At 55.8% G+C, this 17,616-nt stretch carries 6 protein-coding genes; 5 read left to right on the top strand and 1 reads right to left on the bottom strand.

From position 1 onward, the window contains the following. Window position 1: 1 nt before the first annotated feature. From ACHZB8_RS12895 to ACHZB8_RS12915, 5 genes are all read left to right on the top strand, one after another. The gene (locus ACHZB8_RS12895; protein WP_316860902.1) at window positions 2-2,128 is read left to right on the top strand and encodes a site-2 protease family protein; all 2,127 of its coding nucleotides are present in this window, start codon (window positions 2-4) and stop codon (window positions 2,126-2,128) included. A 183-nt stretch (window positions 2,129-2,311) separates the two neighbouring features. Then, a complete protein-coding gene (locus tag ACHZB8_RS12900) occupies window positions 2,312-9,679 on the top strand; it encodes a DUF4347 domain-containing protein (RefSeq protein ID WP_316860904.1) in 7,368 nt (2,455 codons plus the stop codon). Window positions 9,680-9,786: 107 nt separating this feature from the next. Next, on the top strand, window positions 9,787-12,336 hold the full coding sequence (locus tag ACHZB8_RS12905) for a hypothetical protein (RefSeq protein ID WP_316860906.1): 2,550 nt from the start codon (window positions 9,787-9,789) through the stop codon (window positions 12,334-12,336). Next, the gene (locus tag ACHZB8_RS12910) at window positions 12,329-15,325 is read left to right on the top strand and encodes an EAL domain-containing protein (protein ID WP_316860907.1); all 2,997 of its coding nucleotides are present in this window, start codon (window positions 12,329-12,331) and stop codon (window positions 15,323-15,325) included. The genes ACHZB8_RS12905 and ACHZB8_RS12910 overlap by 8 nt, the downstream gene beginning before the upstream one ends. A gap of 220 nt (window positions 15,326-15,545) precedes the next feature. Further along, window positions 15,546-16,154, top strand: a complete 609-nt coding sequence (locus ACHZB8_RS12915; RefSeq protein WP_316860908.1) for a DUF938 domain-containing protein — start codon at window positions 15,546-15,548, stop codon at window positions 16,152-16,154. 189 nt (window positions 16,155-16,343) lie between these two features. On the opposite strand, the gene ACHZB8_RS12920 is transcribed toward ACHZB8_RS12915, so the two are convergent. After that, window positions 16,344-17,615 (bottom strand): TRAP transporter large permease, encoded by a 1,272-nt coding sequence (locus tag ACHZB8_RS12920; RefSeq protein WP_316860909.1) that lies wholly within the window; start codon window positions 17,613-17,615, stop codon window positions 16,344-16,346. Between the last annotated feature and the right edge of the window lies 1 nt (window position 17,616).

Raw genomic sequence — 17,616 nt, forward strand, 5'->3', positions numbered from 1 at the left:
CATGAGCAGCTCACTGGCTTTGGACAGCCTGCCGGCTCTGCGTCAGGAACTGGAAATTCACAAAGATGGGACAGACAATGCGCCAGGCGAGAACTGGATCATTCATGATCCCGTTCAGCATCGCTATTTCCAGATCAGCGATCTTACCATGCAGCTTGTCAGGGCATGGCCATCGTGCAAAAGCCCCGAAGACTTGCGCACCAGCTTTGAAGCTGAATCGGGAATAAAGGTGGATGAGAGTGAAATAACCTCTCTGATTGCCTTCTTGCGCCGCAACGGACTGACGGCCGAAGACGAAAACATCAATTGGCGGGGATTGTCGGCCAAGGCTGATGCGACCCACAAGATGCACCTGAAGCAACTGCCACAAAAGATCTTTTTCTTCAAGGTTCCGCTTTTCAATCCGCAGGCCTTCTTGCAAACCCTGCTGCCCACAGTGGAATCGATCATCACCCGGCGAACTGCCCTCCTCTTGGGCGCCATGTTGCTGGTGGGGCTCTATATGACCTCAAGGCAGTGGGAGGCGTTTCTCGCCAGCTTCCCTCACTTCATGTCGCGGCATGGCATCATGACCATGCTGGTCGCTCTCGTATGCCTGAAAGCCCTGCACGAACTGGGTCATGCTTTCACGGCAGTTCACTATGGCTGCCGCGTTCCCGCCATCGGCATTGCCTTCATGTTCATGACACCGATGCTGTTTGCCGATGTCAGTGATGCATGGCGGATACCCTCGCGCAAAAACCGGATTCTGATCAGTGCGGCGGGATTGCTCACGGAGCTGGCGGTCGCGATCATCGCCCTCTTTTTGTGGCCTTTCCTGCCTGATGGAGTCTATCGCACGACGGCTTTCGTGTTTGCGACCACCGGTCTTGTGTCCAGCTTGCTGGTCAACCTCAATCCACTGATGCGGTTCGATGGCTATTTCATCTTTTCTGACTGGCTGGGCATCGACAATCTGCGCCCTCGTTCCTATGCTTTCGGTCGCTGGAAGTTGCGCCAATGGCTGATCGGCCCGACCCTTCAAGCACCCGAAGATGTTCCCAAAGACAGAGAGGCGCTGCTTGTCGCCTATGCCTGGATGTCCTGGGGATACAGGCTTCTGGTCTATTGGGCCTTCGCCATCTTCTTCTATACCTACACCTTCAAGCTCCTCGGCATTGTGCTGTTCGCGCTGACACTCTGGTCGTTGCTCATTCGGCCAATCGGCAAGGAACTGCTGCAATGGCGTTCAATCGACAAGGACGTGGTTTCAATCAATCGGCTGGCCTTCTCTGTTCTTGGTCTGTCGGTGGTGTTTCTGATGTTTGTCGTCCCCTGGAAGTCGAGTGTTGACATTCCGGCCATTTCGACAGCTGCCGACATCATTCAGATTTATCCCGAGCATTCAGGGAAAATCACTTTCGTGGACTTGTCTCAAGGCGAAAAAATCGACCATGGCAAAAGGATTCTCTCTCTTGCCGCGCCCGATCTTGACAAGGAAATAAAGCTTTCCCAAATCCGGCTTGCGCAGATAAAGGCAGAGCTGGCCCGTATCCAGACCGACGAAAAGCATCTTGAAGAACGCCTCATTCTTGAACAGGAGCTTGGCACCATTGGCACAAAACTGGGGCATTTGCGCGGGGAAAGAGAAAGGCTGGACATCTATGCCGCGCCCGATTCCTCCATCCTGCAAATTGCTGAAAATCTTCATCCCGGTCGCTGGGTCGGCGAGAATGATTTGCTCGCCATCATCTCCCAGGACAGGAAGACCAAATTGCACGGATATGTCGATGAATATGCTGTCGCGCGGCTCAAAACGGGGCAAACCGGTTTGTTCATCCCCGATCTTGCGATTGGCAAGGCCATCAAGGTGCGGCTCGAAAGGATCAACCTGACCAGTAGCCCGCGGCTTGACCTTCCGGAATTGACAACGCGATTTGGTGGCGACGTCACAGCCGAGCCAGATGAAAAGAACCATCTCATCCCGCGCAGCGCGCAGTTTCTGGTCGAGTTTTCGTGCCTGTCCAGCGATTTTGTTCCCGACCGCATGATCCGCGGAATTGTCAATATGAACGCTCGTCGGGAGAGCCTTGCCTCAAACAGTTTTCGCCACATTGCCCAGGTGTTGATAAAGGAACTGGGCATCTAGAAAGCCGCAGGGGTTGACAAACCACGGACGGAAGAGAGCGTTTTAGATACAAAAAGTTGCATATTTTCTGTGCGCACATATCGAAAATTACCACTGAATTAACCCTTATATTCAAATATATGGATTCACTATAGGAAATCCCTATCGCTGCCTTTTTGTAATGTTGTGGGCACGAGTGAGCGTATGGTCAGTTTTTCGCGTCTTGGTACCAGTTCGAAGAAATGCAAAGAACCCTCATCATGGGATGAAGGGGTTACCTCTTTTGTTTACCGTGAACTTGAGTCCCGGATCGTATTCGATGCAGCCCTTGGCGTGACCGTCGATGCGCTTGGTATTGATGGCCTATCTCCGGATGATTCCGGCACGGACGCGGGAGCCGATACAGCGGAGCATTCTGATGCCAGCCACGCAGAGCAGGATGACGCTGGCAGCGCGGCTGATGCGGGCGAAAACGCCGAAGCTTCCGAGGAAAGCGCGGTGGATCAGCTCATGGATGTCGCGCTGGCCGACTTTGTCGAGCAGAGCGACACAGCCACCAGCATCGTATTCATTGATTCCAGCGTCGACAATATCGAGGATCTGATTGCCGATATCGACTCGTCCTGCGAGCTTGTCATCATTGACAGCGAGACCGACGGCGTCGACTTGATTGCCGATATTCTCTCTTCCCGAAGCGATATAGACTCGATCCATATCATCAGTCACAGCGAGGCGGGAACACTGTATCTGGGCACGGCGGTCCTTGATATCGACAGCATGTCTGGCGAGTATGCCGACGAGCTTGCCGCCATCGGCGATGCGCTGACGGATGATGCCGACATTCTCGTCTATGGCTGCAACTTCGCGCAAGGAGAGGTGGGACAGCAGGCCGTTGCGCAATTGTCTGCGCTGACCGGAGCCGACATCGCAGCCTCGGACGATCTGACCGGGGCCAGCGAACTGGGGGGCGATTGGGATCTGGAGGTCGAGAGCGGATCCATCGAAACGGATGAAATTCTGGATAGTGATACGGCCAGCGACTGGGATTATCTGCTGGACAGCTCCCCATCCGACCTGACCGCAGAAAGTGGGAATGTTCAAACCCAATATGCCCTTGACACATCGGGAGACAACACTGCTCTGATCAGCGAAGAGCTTGATGTGGATGGTCAGGGAAGCTTCACCATTGAAACAACCATCAATCTTGAAACGCTTTCCTCGTCAGGCTGGGCAGGCAATATCGTTGAACAATATTCGACCTCCGAAAATGCCGGTTTCTACCTCTACATCTATGACAATCAACTGACCTACATCCAGAATAACGACTCTTCAACGGCCATCAAGGCCGATGTGGGAGATTTGACGACAGGAGAACACTCCATTGCGCTGGTCGTGGATGGGGCGGATGTCTCTATCTATATTGATGGCACTCTTGTCGCCAACGGCACCGAATCCTCCGCCATGAGTGACAGCACTGCGGACCTTTATTTCTTCTCCGGACTTGAAACGCAGGTCAGCGAAATCCGGATCTGGGACACGGCCTTGAGTGCCACTGACATTTCAAACTATCTGGGCGCAGACCTTGATGGAGATGAAAGCAATCTTCTGGCACTGTATGAATTCACCGAAGGCTCGGGCGAAACGGTCTCGGATTCCACAGTCAATGGATATGACCTGACGGTCTATGATACGTCGGCAAGCTGGATTGCCTATGATTATGAAGGCCTTTCCTTCAATGTCGATGCCACGGATGCGGATGCGGATGACACAATATCCTACGCGCTGACAAATGATGCTTCCGGGAATTTTTCCATTGATTCCGATACTGGCGAAGTCTCCTGGAGCGGTTCCGATTTCGACATATCGACCACTCAGTCCTTTGACATTGCCGTTCAGGCAACGGATGCAAACAGCAACAGCTATGTCGAAAGCTTCAGCATAGACATTGGAACGGACGGAGCCGACAGTCTGTCCGCAGACAGTAGCAATGACAGCGTTCTGTATGGCTTTGATGGTGATGACACGCTGACATCGGGTGGCGGCGATGATCTGATCCTTGGCGGAGAAGGCGACGATACCGTTGTCTTCACCAATGACTATTCCGACTATACAATCAATTATGACAGTGAAACCGGATATATCATCGTCACGGACAACACCGGGGACGATGGCACCGATTATCTCACGGGTGTCGACTATCTGCAATTTGCCGACCAGACCATTTCGGTCACCAGCGCTGCAACACAGTTCAACAATCGGCCAGCCATAACATCGAACAGCGGCTCTAAATCTGCCAGCATCAGCCTCGAGGAAAACACGACAAGTGTCATGACCATCGAGGCAAGCGATGATGACGATACCCTCACCTATTCCATCAGCGGCGGTGCGGATGCAAGCTTGTTCACGATCGACAGCGAGACGGGTGAACTCAGCTTTGTCACTGCGCCCGATTATGAAAGTCCAACAGATAGCGGTACGGATAATGTCTATGAAGTGACCGTGACCGTTTCCGATGGCAATGGCGGCACAGACAGTCAGGCACTGGCGGTCACCGTGACAGACGACAGCTTCGAAGGTTCGATCACCGTCACCACGACAGATGATACTGTGGATGGGGATACATCCTCGATTTCCGCGCTTTTGAGCGACATGGGCGATGATGGAGCGATCTCCCTGCGAGAAGCGCTTATCGCCGCCAATAATACAACGGGGTCAGATACGATCATCCTTTCAAGCGGCACTTATACATTAAGCATCGAAGGTGAAAGCGAAGATCTCTGCGCAACTGGCGATCTCGACGTTGTGGACGACGTTACCATTCTGGGCGAGGGAATGGGCTCCACCATCATTGATGCCAACGGCATCGACCGTGTCTTGGAAGTCAGTAGCGGCTCACTTGAATTGAGTGATGTGACCCTGACCGGTGGCGAATTGTCCAACGGGCTCGGTGCCGGTCTGAAGATCAAGTCCGGAGCGTCGGCCACGCTGACATCTGTGGATGTCAATGGCAATACCATCACGACGTCAGGCGGCGGTGCCGGTATCAGCAATACAGGCACCCTGTCCATGACCGGTGGCTATGTACGCAACAACTCGATAACCGGCGGTCTCGGCGGTGGCATTCAAAGCCTGAATGCTTCCATGACGCTTGATAGCGTTGCTGTGGTGAACAACGAGTCAAGTGTCAGCGGTGGCGGCATCTATGTATCAAGCGGTACGGCGACCATCACGAATAGCACCATTGGCGGCAATACGGCCTATTACTTTGGTGGTGGACTCTATAGCGGTTCGACAGTGACCATCACCTATTCGACCATTGCCAACAATACCGCTTCCACGACAGGTGGCGGCGGCATACATAATGAAGGCACTCTCACATTGGGAGCCACGATTGTCGCGGACAACAGCGCGTCCAACGGCACGAATGACATCAACGGAGCGATTACGTCCCTTGGCTATAACATCATCGAGGATACGACCGGAACGAGCGGTACCGAAGCGACCGACATAACCGGCACAGACCCCGGCCTTGGTACCCTCTCGGATAATGGCGGGGACACCCTCACCTATGCCATCACGGAAAGCTCCATTGCCTATGATGCCAGTGGCATCAGCGCACCAAGCACCGACCAGCGCGGGGTGACGCGCGGCGCGAGTGCAGACATTGGCGCATTTGAAGTCGCAACGTCAAATCCGGTCATCACCTCCGATGATGGTGGCGACAGCGCCACTCTCTCCCTTGCAGAAGGGGAAACAGGGGTCACAACCGTTACCGCGACCAACGAGGAAACAGACGAAACACTTGCCTATTCCATCACAGGCGGCGCGGACGCGGACCTGTTCACCATTGACAGCGAAACCGGCGCACTGACCTTTGTCAGCTCTCCTGATTATGAAAACCCAACCGATAGCGACGGCGACAATGTCTATGAGGTCATTGTGCAGGTCTCCGATAGCGAAGGCGGCACCGATAGCCAGACCCTTACGATAACGGTAACCAATGAAACCCAGGCGCCAACTGTCTCGCTCCCATCTTCCTTTACACTGGCGGAAGACAACACCGTCACTTTCAGCTCAGGCAATAGCAACGCAATAACGGTTGATGCGGAATCCGGTTCGAGTGTGACTGTCACCCTCAGCGTCGAAAATGGGACCCTGACCCTGTCTCAAACGACCGGCCTGACAATTTCTGAAGGCAGCAACGGCAGCGCATCCCTGACGATTGTCGGCAGTGTCGAAGATGTCAACGCCGCGCTTGAAGGTCTCACTTACGTACCAAGCCTTGATTATGTCGGCAGTGCGAGCCTGAATATCTCGGTTCAGGACACCTTATGGCTTCAGGCTACAAATGACGCCAGTCTTGTGGCTCGCTATACCTTCGACGATTCAAGTGATCTTGGCGCGGATTCAAGCGGGAATGGCAACGATATCACGATATATGGCGGAGCAAGCAGCACAGACGATGATCAAGGCAGTGTGCTTGACCTTGACGCCGGCGACTACGGTTCCATTTCCGGCACATATGGTAGCCCTGAGAGCCTGACACTCGCCGGCTGGGTCAATCTGGAAACGTCGGGGAATTCGGGTAGTGAACTGATTTCCCTAGGCAATGTCCTGCTTCGCCTTGACACGATAAAGGGCGGTGTTGTCGCCAGTTTCTACGATGGCACAGAGTGGCACCATGTTGAATCCGATACTACGATCGAGGGGACTGGCTGGCATTATATCGCATTTACCTTCGATGCCGATTCCAACACGCAAACGCTTTACATCGATGGTGTCGCTGTTGCGTCGCTCAGCGAGACGGTCTCCATCTCCTATAGTGGGGTGACCAGCTCGTTTATCGGCATTCACGGCACCAAGACCACCGTCAATCTGGATGGCCAGGTCGATGACATCCGGGTTTATTCCTCCGCGCTCAGTGCCGATGAGATAGCTGCGTTGGCCCTGCAAACCCCCAGTGACTCCAATAGCCTCACGATAACCATCTACGAAGTCAATGATGATCCCACCGGGTCGGTGACGATTTCCGGCACGGCAACCGAGGATCAGACGCTGTCTGCCGACACATCGACCATAGCCGACGCCGATGGGCTTGGGGCCTTTTCCTATCAGTGGTACCGCGATGGGGTGGCGATCAGTGGGGCAACGAACTCGACCTATACCCTCACCAATGATGATGTTGGCGCGGCCATCACGGTTGGTGTGTCCTATACCGATGCCAATGGTACGGCGGAAAGTCTCACATCCGACGCAACGGCTGCTGTGACCAACGTCAATGATGATCCCACCGGGTCGGTGACCATCTCCGGCACGGCAACCGAGGATCAGACGCTGTCTGCCGATACATCGACCATAGCCGACGCCGATGGGCTTGGGGCTTTTTCCTATCAGTGGTACCGCGATGGCGTAGCGATCAGCGGGGCAACCGGGTCCACCTATACCCTCACCAATGATGATGTTGGCGCAGCCATCACGGTTGGCGTGTCCTATACCGATGCCAATGGCACGGCGGAAAGTCTCACCTCCGACGCAACCGCTGTGGTGACCAACGTCAATGATGATCCCACCGGGTCGGTGACGATTTCCGGCACGGCAACCGAGGATCAGACGCTTTCTGCCGATACATCGACCATAGCCGACGCCGATGGGCTTGGAGCCTTTTCCTATCAGTGGTACCGCGATGGTGTGGCGATATCTGGTGCAACGAACTCCACCTATACCCTCAGCAATGATGATGTTGGCGCAGCCATCACGGTTGGTGTCTCCTATACCGATGCCAATGGTACGGCGGAAAGTCTCACATCCGACGCAACCGCTGCGGTGACCAACGTCAATGATGATCCCACCGGGTCGGTGACCATCTCCGGCACGGCAACCGAGGATCAGACGCTGTCTGCCGACACTTCGACCATTGCCGACGCCGATGGGCTTGGGGCCTTTTCCTATCAGTGGTACCGCGATGGCGTGGCGATATCTGCGGCAACCGGGTCCACCTATACCCTCACCAACGATGATGTTGGCGCAGCCATCACGGTTGGTGTGTCCTATACCGACGCCAATGGCACCGCTGAAAGTCTCACATCCGACGCAACCGCTGCGGTGACAAACGTCAATGATGATCCCACAGGGTCGGTGACCATCTCAGGCACGGCAACCGAGGATCAGACGCTGTCTGCCGATACATCGACCATAGCCGACGCCGATGGGCTTGGGGCCTTTTCCTATCAGTGGTACCGCGATGGCGTGGCGATATCTGGGGCAACCGGGTCCACCTATACCCTCACCAACGATGATGTTGGCGCAGCCATCACGGTTGGTGTCTCCTACACCGATGCCAATGGCACGGCGGAAAGCCTCACCTCCGGCGCAACCGCTGCGGTGACCAACGTCAATGATGATCCCACCGGGTCGGTGACGATCTCCGGCACGGCAACCGAGGATCAGACGCTGTCTGCCGACACTTCGACCATAGCCGACGCCGATGGGCTTGGGGCCTTTTCCTATCAGTGGTACCGCGATGGCGTGGCGATATCTGGGGCAACGAACTCGACCTATACCCTCACCAATGATGACGTTGGCGCAGCCATCACGGTTGGTGTCTCCTATACCGATGCCAATGGCACCGCGGAAAGTCTCACATCCGACGCAACCGCTGCGGTGACCAACGTCAATGATGATCCCACAGGGTCGGTGACCATCTCAGGCACGGCAACCGAGGATCAGACGCTGTCTGCCGACACTTCGACCATAGCCGACGCCGATGGGCTTGGAGCCTTTTCCTATCAGTGGTACCGCGATGGCGTGGCGATATCTGGGGCAACCGGGTCGACATATACGTTGACCAATGATGATGTTGGCGCAGCCATCACGGTTGGCGTGTCCTATACCGATGCCAATGGCACGGCGGAAAGTCTCACCTCCGACGCAACCGCTGTGGTGACCAACGTCAATGATGATCCCACCGGGTCGGTGACGATTTCCGGCACGGCAACTGAAGAAGAGGTTCTGACTGCCGATACATCGACCATAGCCGACGCCGATGGGCTTGGAGCCTTTTCCTATCAGTGGTACCGCGATGGCGTGGCGATATCTGGTGCAACGAACTCGACCTATACCCTCACCAATGATGATGTTGGCGCAGCCATCACGGTTGGTGTGTCCTATACCGATGCCAATGGTACGGCGGAAAGTCTCACCTCCGACGCGACCGCTGCGGTGACCAACGTCAATGACGATCCCACAGGGTCGGTGACGATTTCCGGCACGGCAACCGAGGATCAGACGCTGTCTGCCGACACTTCGACCATAGCCGACGCCGATGGGCTTGGGGCCTTTTCCTATCAGTGGTACCGCGATGGCGTGGCGATATCTGGGGCAACCGGGTCGACATATACGTTGACCAATGATGATGTTGGCGCAGCCATCACGGTTGGCGTGTCCTATACCGATGCCAATGGCACGGCGGAAAGTCTCACCTCCGACGCAACCGCTGTGGTGACCAACGTCAATGATGATCCCACCGGGTCGGTGACGATTTCCGGCACGGCAACTGAAGATCAGAGGTTCTGACTGCCGATACATCGACCATAGCCGACGCCGATGGGCTTGGAGCCTTTTCCTATCAGTGGTACCGCGATGGCGTGGCGATATCTGGGGCAACCGGGTCGACATATACGTTGACCAATGATGATGTTGGCGCAGCCATCACGGTTGGCGTGTCCTATACCGATGCCAATGGCACGGCGGAAAGTCTCACCTCCGACGCGACCGCTGCGGTGACCAACGTCAATGACGATCCCACAGGGTCGGTGACGATTTCCGGCACGGCAACCGAGGATCAGACGCTGTCTGCCGACACTTCGACCATTGCCGACGCCGATGGGCTTGGGGCCTTTTCCTATCAGTGGTACCGCGATGGCGTGGCGATCAGTGGGGCAACCGGGTCCACCTATACCCTCACCAACGATGATGTTGGCGCAGCCATCACGGTTGGCGTGTCCTATACCGATGCCAATGGCACGGCGGAAAGTCTCACCTCCGACGCAACCGCTGTGGTGACCAACGTCAATGATGATCCCACCGGGTCGGTGACGATTTCCGGCACGGCAACTGAAGAAGAGGTTCTGACTGCCGATACATCGACCATAGCCGACGCCGATGGGCTTGGAGCCTTTTCCTATCAGTGGTACCGCGATGGCGTGGCGATATCTGGGGCAACCGGGTCGACATATACGTTGACCAATGATGATGTTGGCGCAGCCATCACGGTTGGCGTGTCCTATACCGATGCCAATGGCACGGCGGAAAGTCTCACATCCGACGCGACCGCTGCTGTGACCAACGTCAATGATGATCCCACCGGGTCGGTGACGATTTCCGGCACGGCAACCGAGGATCAGACGCTGTCTGCCGACACTTCGACCATTGCCGACGCCGATGGGCTTGGGGCCTTTTCCTATCAGTGGTACCGCGATGGCGTGGCGATCAGTGGGGCAACCGGGTCCACCTATACCCTCACCAACGATGATGTTGGCGCAGCCATCACGGTTGGTGTGTCCTATACCGATGCCAATGGTACGGCGGAAAGTCTCACCTCCGACGCGACCGCTGCTGTGACCAACGTCAATGATGATCCCACCGGGTCGGTGACGATTTCCGGCACAGCAACCGAAGAAGAGGTTCTGTCTGCCGACACTTCGACCATTGCCGACGCCGATGGTCTCGGGGCCTTTTCCTATCAGTGGTACCGCGATGGTGTAGCGATCAGTGGGGCAACGAACTCGACCTATACCCTCAGCAATGATGACGTTGGCGCAGCCATCACGGTTGGTGTCTCCTACACCGACGCCAATGGCACGGCGGAAAGTCTCACATCCGACGCAACGGCTGCTGTGACCAATGTCAATGAAGAGCCCTCTGGAGCGGTCATCATCTGGGGGTCTCCCGTTGAGGATCAACTTCTTTATGCTGATACCTCGACCATTGCCGATCCGGATGGTCTTGGGGTCTTCTCCTATCAGTGGTATCGCGATGGCGTGGCAATTTCCGGCGCGACGAACGCAACTTACAGGCTCGGAGATAATGACGTCGGGGCAACAATAACGGCTAGTGTATCCTATACCGATGGGTATGGCACACCAGAGAGTCTCACCTCCGATGCAACCGCTGCCATTGCCAATGTCAATGACGCACCGACCGGGTCGGTGACCATCTCCGGCACGGCGACTGAGGGAGAACGGCTATCCGCCGATGCGTCCTCGATCGCTGACATCGACGGGTTGGGAAGCTTCGCCTATCAATGGTACCGGGATGGGTCGGCAATTAGTGGCGCGACAGGATCAAGCTACACCCTTACAAGCGATGACGTCGGCGCGGCCATAACGGTCGAAGTGTCCTATAACGACGCTCATGGTACTCAGGAAAGCCTCACTTCGACCAAGACCGACAAGGTGGCAGAAGCCAAGAGCCAGACGGGGCATGTCATCATAGAGGATCTTTCGGGCGAGGATGCCGATCAGCAGGACGCCTATGAGAGTGATGGGGACGAGGATAATTCGGAGCAGGAAGAAACCGGCTCGGACGATGCACAGGCTGGGCTCTCGGCAAGCGGAACAGGCGAATCCCTCACCACGAGTGACACCCAGGGTACTTCAGGGGCCACCCCGAATGGCCTCGCAGCAAAAGGAAGCAGCGCCAACGGATGGTTCCAGTTTCAATCCGATGCATCAGATCATTCCGCAGGTGATCGACCGGACAAAGAGACTTTCCTGGATAATAATATTTCCATTTCCAGTGACAGAGCGACAGCGAACCAGAATATCGAGCCGTTTTCTCTTCATCCTACCTCGATCGAGACCACCCAATATTCCTTCGGGCTCATTGATTTTGGCGAAAAGGCCATCATCAGGGAAATTGACCAGACATTCGCGTCCATTCACAAAAAGGAAGCTCTTGAATATGTCGATGTCGACAGCGTCGTCTTGAGCTTCGGCACCGCATTGAGTGCGGGCTTTGTCAGTTGGGTGATCCGCAGCAGCGTTCTGACGACGGCCTTCCTTACCAGCGTTCCGGTCTGGCAGGGCTTCGACCCGCTTGTGGTCATGTCCAACAAGGACGTCCGGGAAGGTGACGATGATGATCAGGAGGCGGATCCGTCACAAGTGGAACGCATTTTCGACGAAGCCTCCCACACCGACAAGCAAGCAAGGCAAGCAGACAATGAGTAGATCCCTGACCCCCCTATCCAGAATTAGCCTGGGGCTTGCAGGCATAACGGCCAGCTTGCTGCTCATTGCTGACGTATTGCACATCATTCCTGACGAGACGCGCTTCGAAATGCAGTCCCGCGTGGTGACAGCAGAAGCGCTGGCCATCCAGTTGGCCAATTCGGTGAGCCTTGACTATACGGATCTGTTGCAGGCGACCATGTTATCGGTGGTCGAGCGAAACCGCGATGTCAACTCCATTGCCGTTCGGGATGCGAACGGAACGATCATCATGCAGGCGGGGGATCATGCAAAATTCTGGAAACCGCCACATGACGAGCAGTCGACAATCGAATATGTGCAGGTCCCGCTGAAATCGAGCGAAAAGAACTGGGGCAAAGTGGAAATCGCTTTCAAGCCGCTTTCGAGCAGCGCTCCGGTTCTGGGCCTGCCTCTGTCTTTCATTGTATTTGCCGGCTTCATGGTCCTTGCCAGCATCCCGAGTTTTCGCTTCATCCTGCACCGGACCTTGCGTGAATTCGACCCTTCCGGCGTGGTGCCCGAGCGGGTCAAGACGGCTTTCAATACCCTGGCTGAAGGGGTGCTCATTCTTGACGAGCGCCAGGTTATCCTGCTCTCGAACGAGAATTTTGCCAAAACGGTCGGCAAAAGCGCCGATGACCTGCTGGGTATGCATGTGAATGACCTGAATTGGCGCCCATGGGGCGAAAGCTCTTCCCTGTCGGAACCCTGGAAGATCGCCATCAGAGACAGCAAGCAAGTCACCGATGCCAAAATCGCGCTCAAGGACTGTTCCGGCGGGCTGAGAAGCTTCATGGTCAACGCCACATGCATCCTCAATGGCAAGGGCAAGGCTTCCGGGGTCATCGTGACCTTTGATGACGTCACGGCACTTCAGCAGAAAAACGACGACCTGGTGCAGGTTGTTCGCAAGTTGCAGCTGTCGGAAGAGGCCATTTCCAGCCATAACAGGGAATTGCAGTTTCTGGCTGATCATGACCCGCTTTCCGGCTGTTTCAACCGTCGTGCCTTCTTCAAGCGGTTCGAAAGCTATCTTGATGAGGCAATTGAAAAACAGATCAGCCTAACCTGTATCATGATCGACCTCGATCATTTCAAGAAAATCAACGACCAATATGGCCACGGCATAGGCGACGAGGTGATTTCGGGCCTTGGTACCCTGTTGCGCGAAAGCACGGGCCGCAGCGATCTGGTCGGTCGCTATGGTGGGGAAGAATTCTGCATCATTCTGTTTGACTGTAGCCCGTCGGAAAGCCTCGGCTGGGCCGAGACCATTCGGCAGAATGTAATCCGGCGCTCAAGCGGCTGGCTGGGATGTGACAAGACGGTCACGACCAGTATCGGGGTGTCTTTTCTGGAAGGTCGGCAGTGCCGCGTCAAGGCTCTGGTTGATGAGGCCGACGAGGCCCTGTATGAAGCCAAGGAAACAGGGCGCAACAAGGTTGTGGTCTGGAACAAGGACGAAGAGCTTTCCATCGAAAGTCTGTCGCTTGAAGCGCAGGAGAACGACCAGCCTCATGACAGGCGTCTGCCATCTGTGCAGACAGACGAGATCATCCACACCACCTCTCCTCACATCAGTCAGATCGTGCCGCAACAGCAGACAAGCAAAGACATCGCGACGGAACAGGACAATATCACTGCGAAAGACATTTTCTCCTCGCGGCTGGACCATGCGATCAGCTATGCACAGAAAGGCAATCGGAAAATTGCCGTGCTGGCCATCTCGATCGAACTGATCGATCAGTATGCAGATCTCATCGACAATGATTCAGGCACAGAGGTGACCGAGACAATCCAGACCCGTCTGGCACTGGCGCTCAACCAGTTTGAAATCCTCTCGCTCATTGGCAGTGCGGAGTGCCTGCCCTCACCCATTCAGGTTTCCGAGGACAAGTTCATTGTCGAAATTCCGGACTTGCAGGACACCAGCCCGATCACATGGATCGTGAAGAACCTGTTCGAGAGCCTTGAAGTTCCGATCAGCCTCAGTCAGGGCCATTTCTACCCGAGTGCCGACATCGGCATCGCCCTTTATCCCGATGATGGTGAAAGCTCCGAGCTGCTTATCAAACGCGCTGCGATTGCCGCCCAACATGCTCGCACGGATGAGGGTCTCAACAATTATCAGTTTTTCACCCAGGACATGAACGAGAATTCCCGTCGACAGTTGACTGTCGAGGCAGGTATCCGCGACGCGATCAAGCAGAATGAGTTCGAGCTCTATTACCAGCCGATCATCAATGCGCGTTCGGGTCATCTTGATGGTGTGGAAACCCTGCTCAGGTGCAACAGTGAAAGCCTCAGGTCCATTCCGATCAATATCGTGATTTCCGTTGCCGAGCAAACCGGCCTGATCATCGGTCTGGGCGAGTGGATCACCAAAGCGGCGCTCGAACAGGCCATTTCATGGTATGAAACCGGGATTGATCTGCCGCGCATTTCCATCAACCTGTCCGCCGTCCAATTGAACAACCGGGACGCCATGGAGCGCCTTTATGCGATCTTGATGGAATCGAACCTGCCGCCGCAAAAATTGCAGCTGGAGATTACCGAGACTGCCATTCTGAACAATGTCACTTATGCCAGCACGGCGCTCATGCGTCTTCAGCAGATGGGCATTTCGATTGCTCTTGATGATTTCGGCACCGGGCAGTCTTCCCTGAGTTATCTGCGACGCTTCCATCCTGATGCACTCAAAATCGACCGCTGCTTCATCAATGAAATCACCGCATCGAACACCGACGAAACCCTTGTCTCGGCCATGATCACAGTGGCGCAACGCATGGGCATTCGCGTGATCGCCGAGGGTGTGGAAACCGAAACCCAGATGGACAAATTGCGGCGTCTCGATTGTGACGAAATCCAGGGCTATTTCATATCCAGACCCGTGCCACGACACGAGATCGAGGAATGGCTGTTCAGACCCAAACGAAAAGAAAGACTGAATTTCAAGAAGGCCTCATAAGCCTTCCTTGCATCTGGGTTCTCTTGTGCCATTTTTCGGGGCCCGTCATTCTCGCCACGCCGCCTGCCGACCTGTTTGCAATCTTTTCTCTGGTCGGCGCATCCCGGGCAAACCAGACCTCTTGATTCTGCTTTGCGTTTCCTTGGTGCTCTTTCTCTGCTAAGCATGCCTCAGAGACCTATCAAATACGGGCAAGGCCACCCCTTGTCAGGATCAGGACATGTCGCAAATACACTCGAAATTTTCCAGCCCCTCCGCCCTCCGCAATCGCGCACCAATCGCCAATCGGCTACGCGATATCCTGCCTGAGAAAGGAACGGTTCTCGAAATCGCCAGCGGCTCGGGCGAGCATGTCATTCACTTCGCCCCGCTCTTTCCCAACCTCACATGGCAGCCCTCCGATCCTTCGCCCGAAGCGCGGGCCTCGGTTTCGGCATGGCTCGATGAGACAGCCTCTGCCACGATCATGCCACCGCTTGATATCGACACGACAAGCGATATCTGGCCGATAGACCGGGCCGACGCGATGATTGCCATCAACATGATCCATATCAGCCCATGGGCTGCGACCGAGGGCCTGTTCAGGGGGGCAAGCAGACTGCTGACCTCCGGGGCACCTGTGGTGCTTTATGGCCCCTATCGGCAAGATGGCAGGGTCCTTGTCGACAGCAACGCAGCGTTTGATGCTTCACTGCGCGCCCGCAACCCGGAATGGGGTATTCGCAAGCTTGAGGATGTGGCAAGCCTTGCTGCCGATTTCGGTTTTGCCCTGGAGAGTGTCACCGATATGCCCGCCAACAATCTTTGCGTCGCCTTCAGGCGTCGATGACGGGGACTTTTCGCGGTTCCATCCATCGCCCGCCCCCTAAGGCGGAAGACGGGCCCACCCGACCAGAGCCAGACGTTTCATCAAATCCCTGCCATTTCGCCTTCTTCTCCTCGCCGGTAAAAAGGCCCAGAGGCGGGGTTTTTAGTCCGCGTCTGGGCCTAAGCTGCTCAGTGAGGGGAACTGAGAGAGCTACAGTTTTGTCAGGATCATCACCAGCCCGGGAAAGGCAACCGTCGCGGCCAGAGCGAGGGTGAGCACCAGATAGAATGGCAACTGATGTCTCATCACTTCGCTCACCGGGCATTTCGCTATGGAGGCTGTGATAAAGAGAAGGAGCCCGACCGGTGGCGTGACGTTGCCATAGACCAGCGAAAGGCACATGATGACGCCGAAATGCACAGCGTCAAAACCATAGCTGGCGCCAAGCGGGGCAAAGACCGGGACCAGAATGATCACTGCCGCAGTCACATCGACCACACAGCCGACGGCGAGAATGAACAGCACCACGAGCAGAATGGCGATATTGGGGCTGGAAGTCACGCTCTGCACCCAGTCAACGACCATCTGTGGCACTTGCTCAAGCGCCAGCACCCAGCCGAAAATCCCGGCGGAAGCGATGATCAGACCCAGAATGCCCGTGGTCAGCGCAGCATCGAGGGCGACCTGCCCCAGCTTCTTGATGCCGATCTCGCGATAAAGCACAAGGCTGACGATACAGGCATAGACAACCGCAACCGCCCCCGCCTCTGTCGGCGTGAAAATGCCACCCAGAATCCCGCCGACGATGATGATCGGGGCGAGCAAGGCGGCGGCGGCATGTTTGGCCGCTGTCACGCGATCCTTGAAAAGCGTTTTCTCGCCACCGCCCCAGCCATGACGCCGGGCCATGATGGCATTGACGATGAAAAGACCGATCGCAATGAAGAGGCCGGGAACAACGCCGGACAGAAACAGGTTGCCAACAGAGACCCCGGCAAGTGAGCCATAAACGACCATGATGATCGAGGGGGGAATGATCGGGCCGATGGCGGCACTTGAGGCCTGAAGCGCAGCGGAATAGCCAGCCGAGTAGCCGGACCGTTTCATCGCCGGGATGAGAACCGAGCCGGTGGCTGTGGCGCTTGCCGCGCTCGAACCTGTAAGAGCCGAAAAAATGGTACTGGCCAGCACGGCCACTTGCGCCAGGCCGCCTCTCCAATGGCCCACCATGGCCTCGGCGAAGGAAATCATGCGCCGGGCCATGCCGCCTTGCTCCATGATGGCACCGGCCAGAATGAAGAAGGGAATGGCCAGCAGGGACGTACTGTCGAGCAATACGAAGACCCGTTGCGGGACCACGGCGAAGGGGATTTGCATGTCCGAAGTCAACAGCGCGAATGCACCGGACAGGCCCATGGCGGCGGAAACCGGCACGCGCAGAATAAGAAGAACAACGAAGGAAATCAGCAAATAGGGAAGCATG

Origin of the sequence: uncultured Cohaesibacter sp., from assembly GCF_963556055.3 — a bacterium.
Lineage (GTDB): Bacteria > Pseudomonadota > Alphaproteobacteria > Rhizobiales > Cohaesibacteraceae > Cohaesibacter.

What these genes read in the sequence shown, in the direction of transcription:
- ACHZB8_RS12895 (WP_316860902.1), top strand. Translation starts at nt 2, where the DNA reads ATGAGCAGCTCACTGGCTTTGGACAGCCTGCCGGCTCTGCGTCAGGAA.
- ACHZB8_RS12900 (WP_316860904.1), top strand. Translation starts at nt 2,312, where the DNA reads ATGGTCAGTTTTTCGCGTCTTGGTACCAGTTCGAAGAAATGCAAAGAA.
- ACHZB8_RS12910 (WP_316860907.1), top strand. Translation starts at nt 12,329, where the DNA reads ATGAGTAGATCCCTGACCCCCCTATCCAGAATTAGCCTGGGGCTTGCA.
- ACHZB8_RS12915 (WP_316860908.1), top strand. Translation starts at nt 15,546, where the DNA reads ATGTCGCAAATACACTCGAAATTTTCCAGCCCCTCCGCCCTCCGCAAT.
- ACHZB8_RS12920 (WP_316860909.1), bottom strand. Translation starts at nt 17,615, where the DNA reads ATGCTTCCCTATTTGCTGATTTCCTTCGTTGTTCTTCTTATTCTGCGC.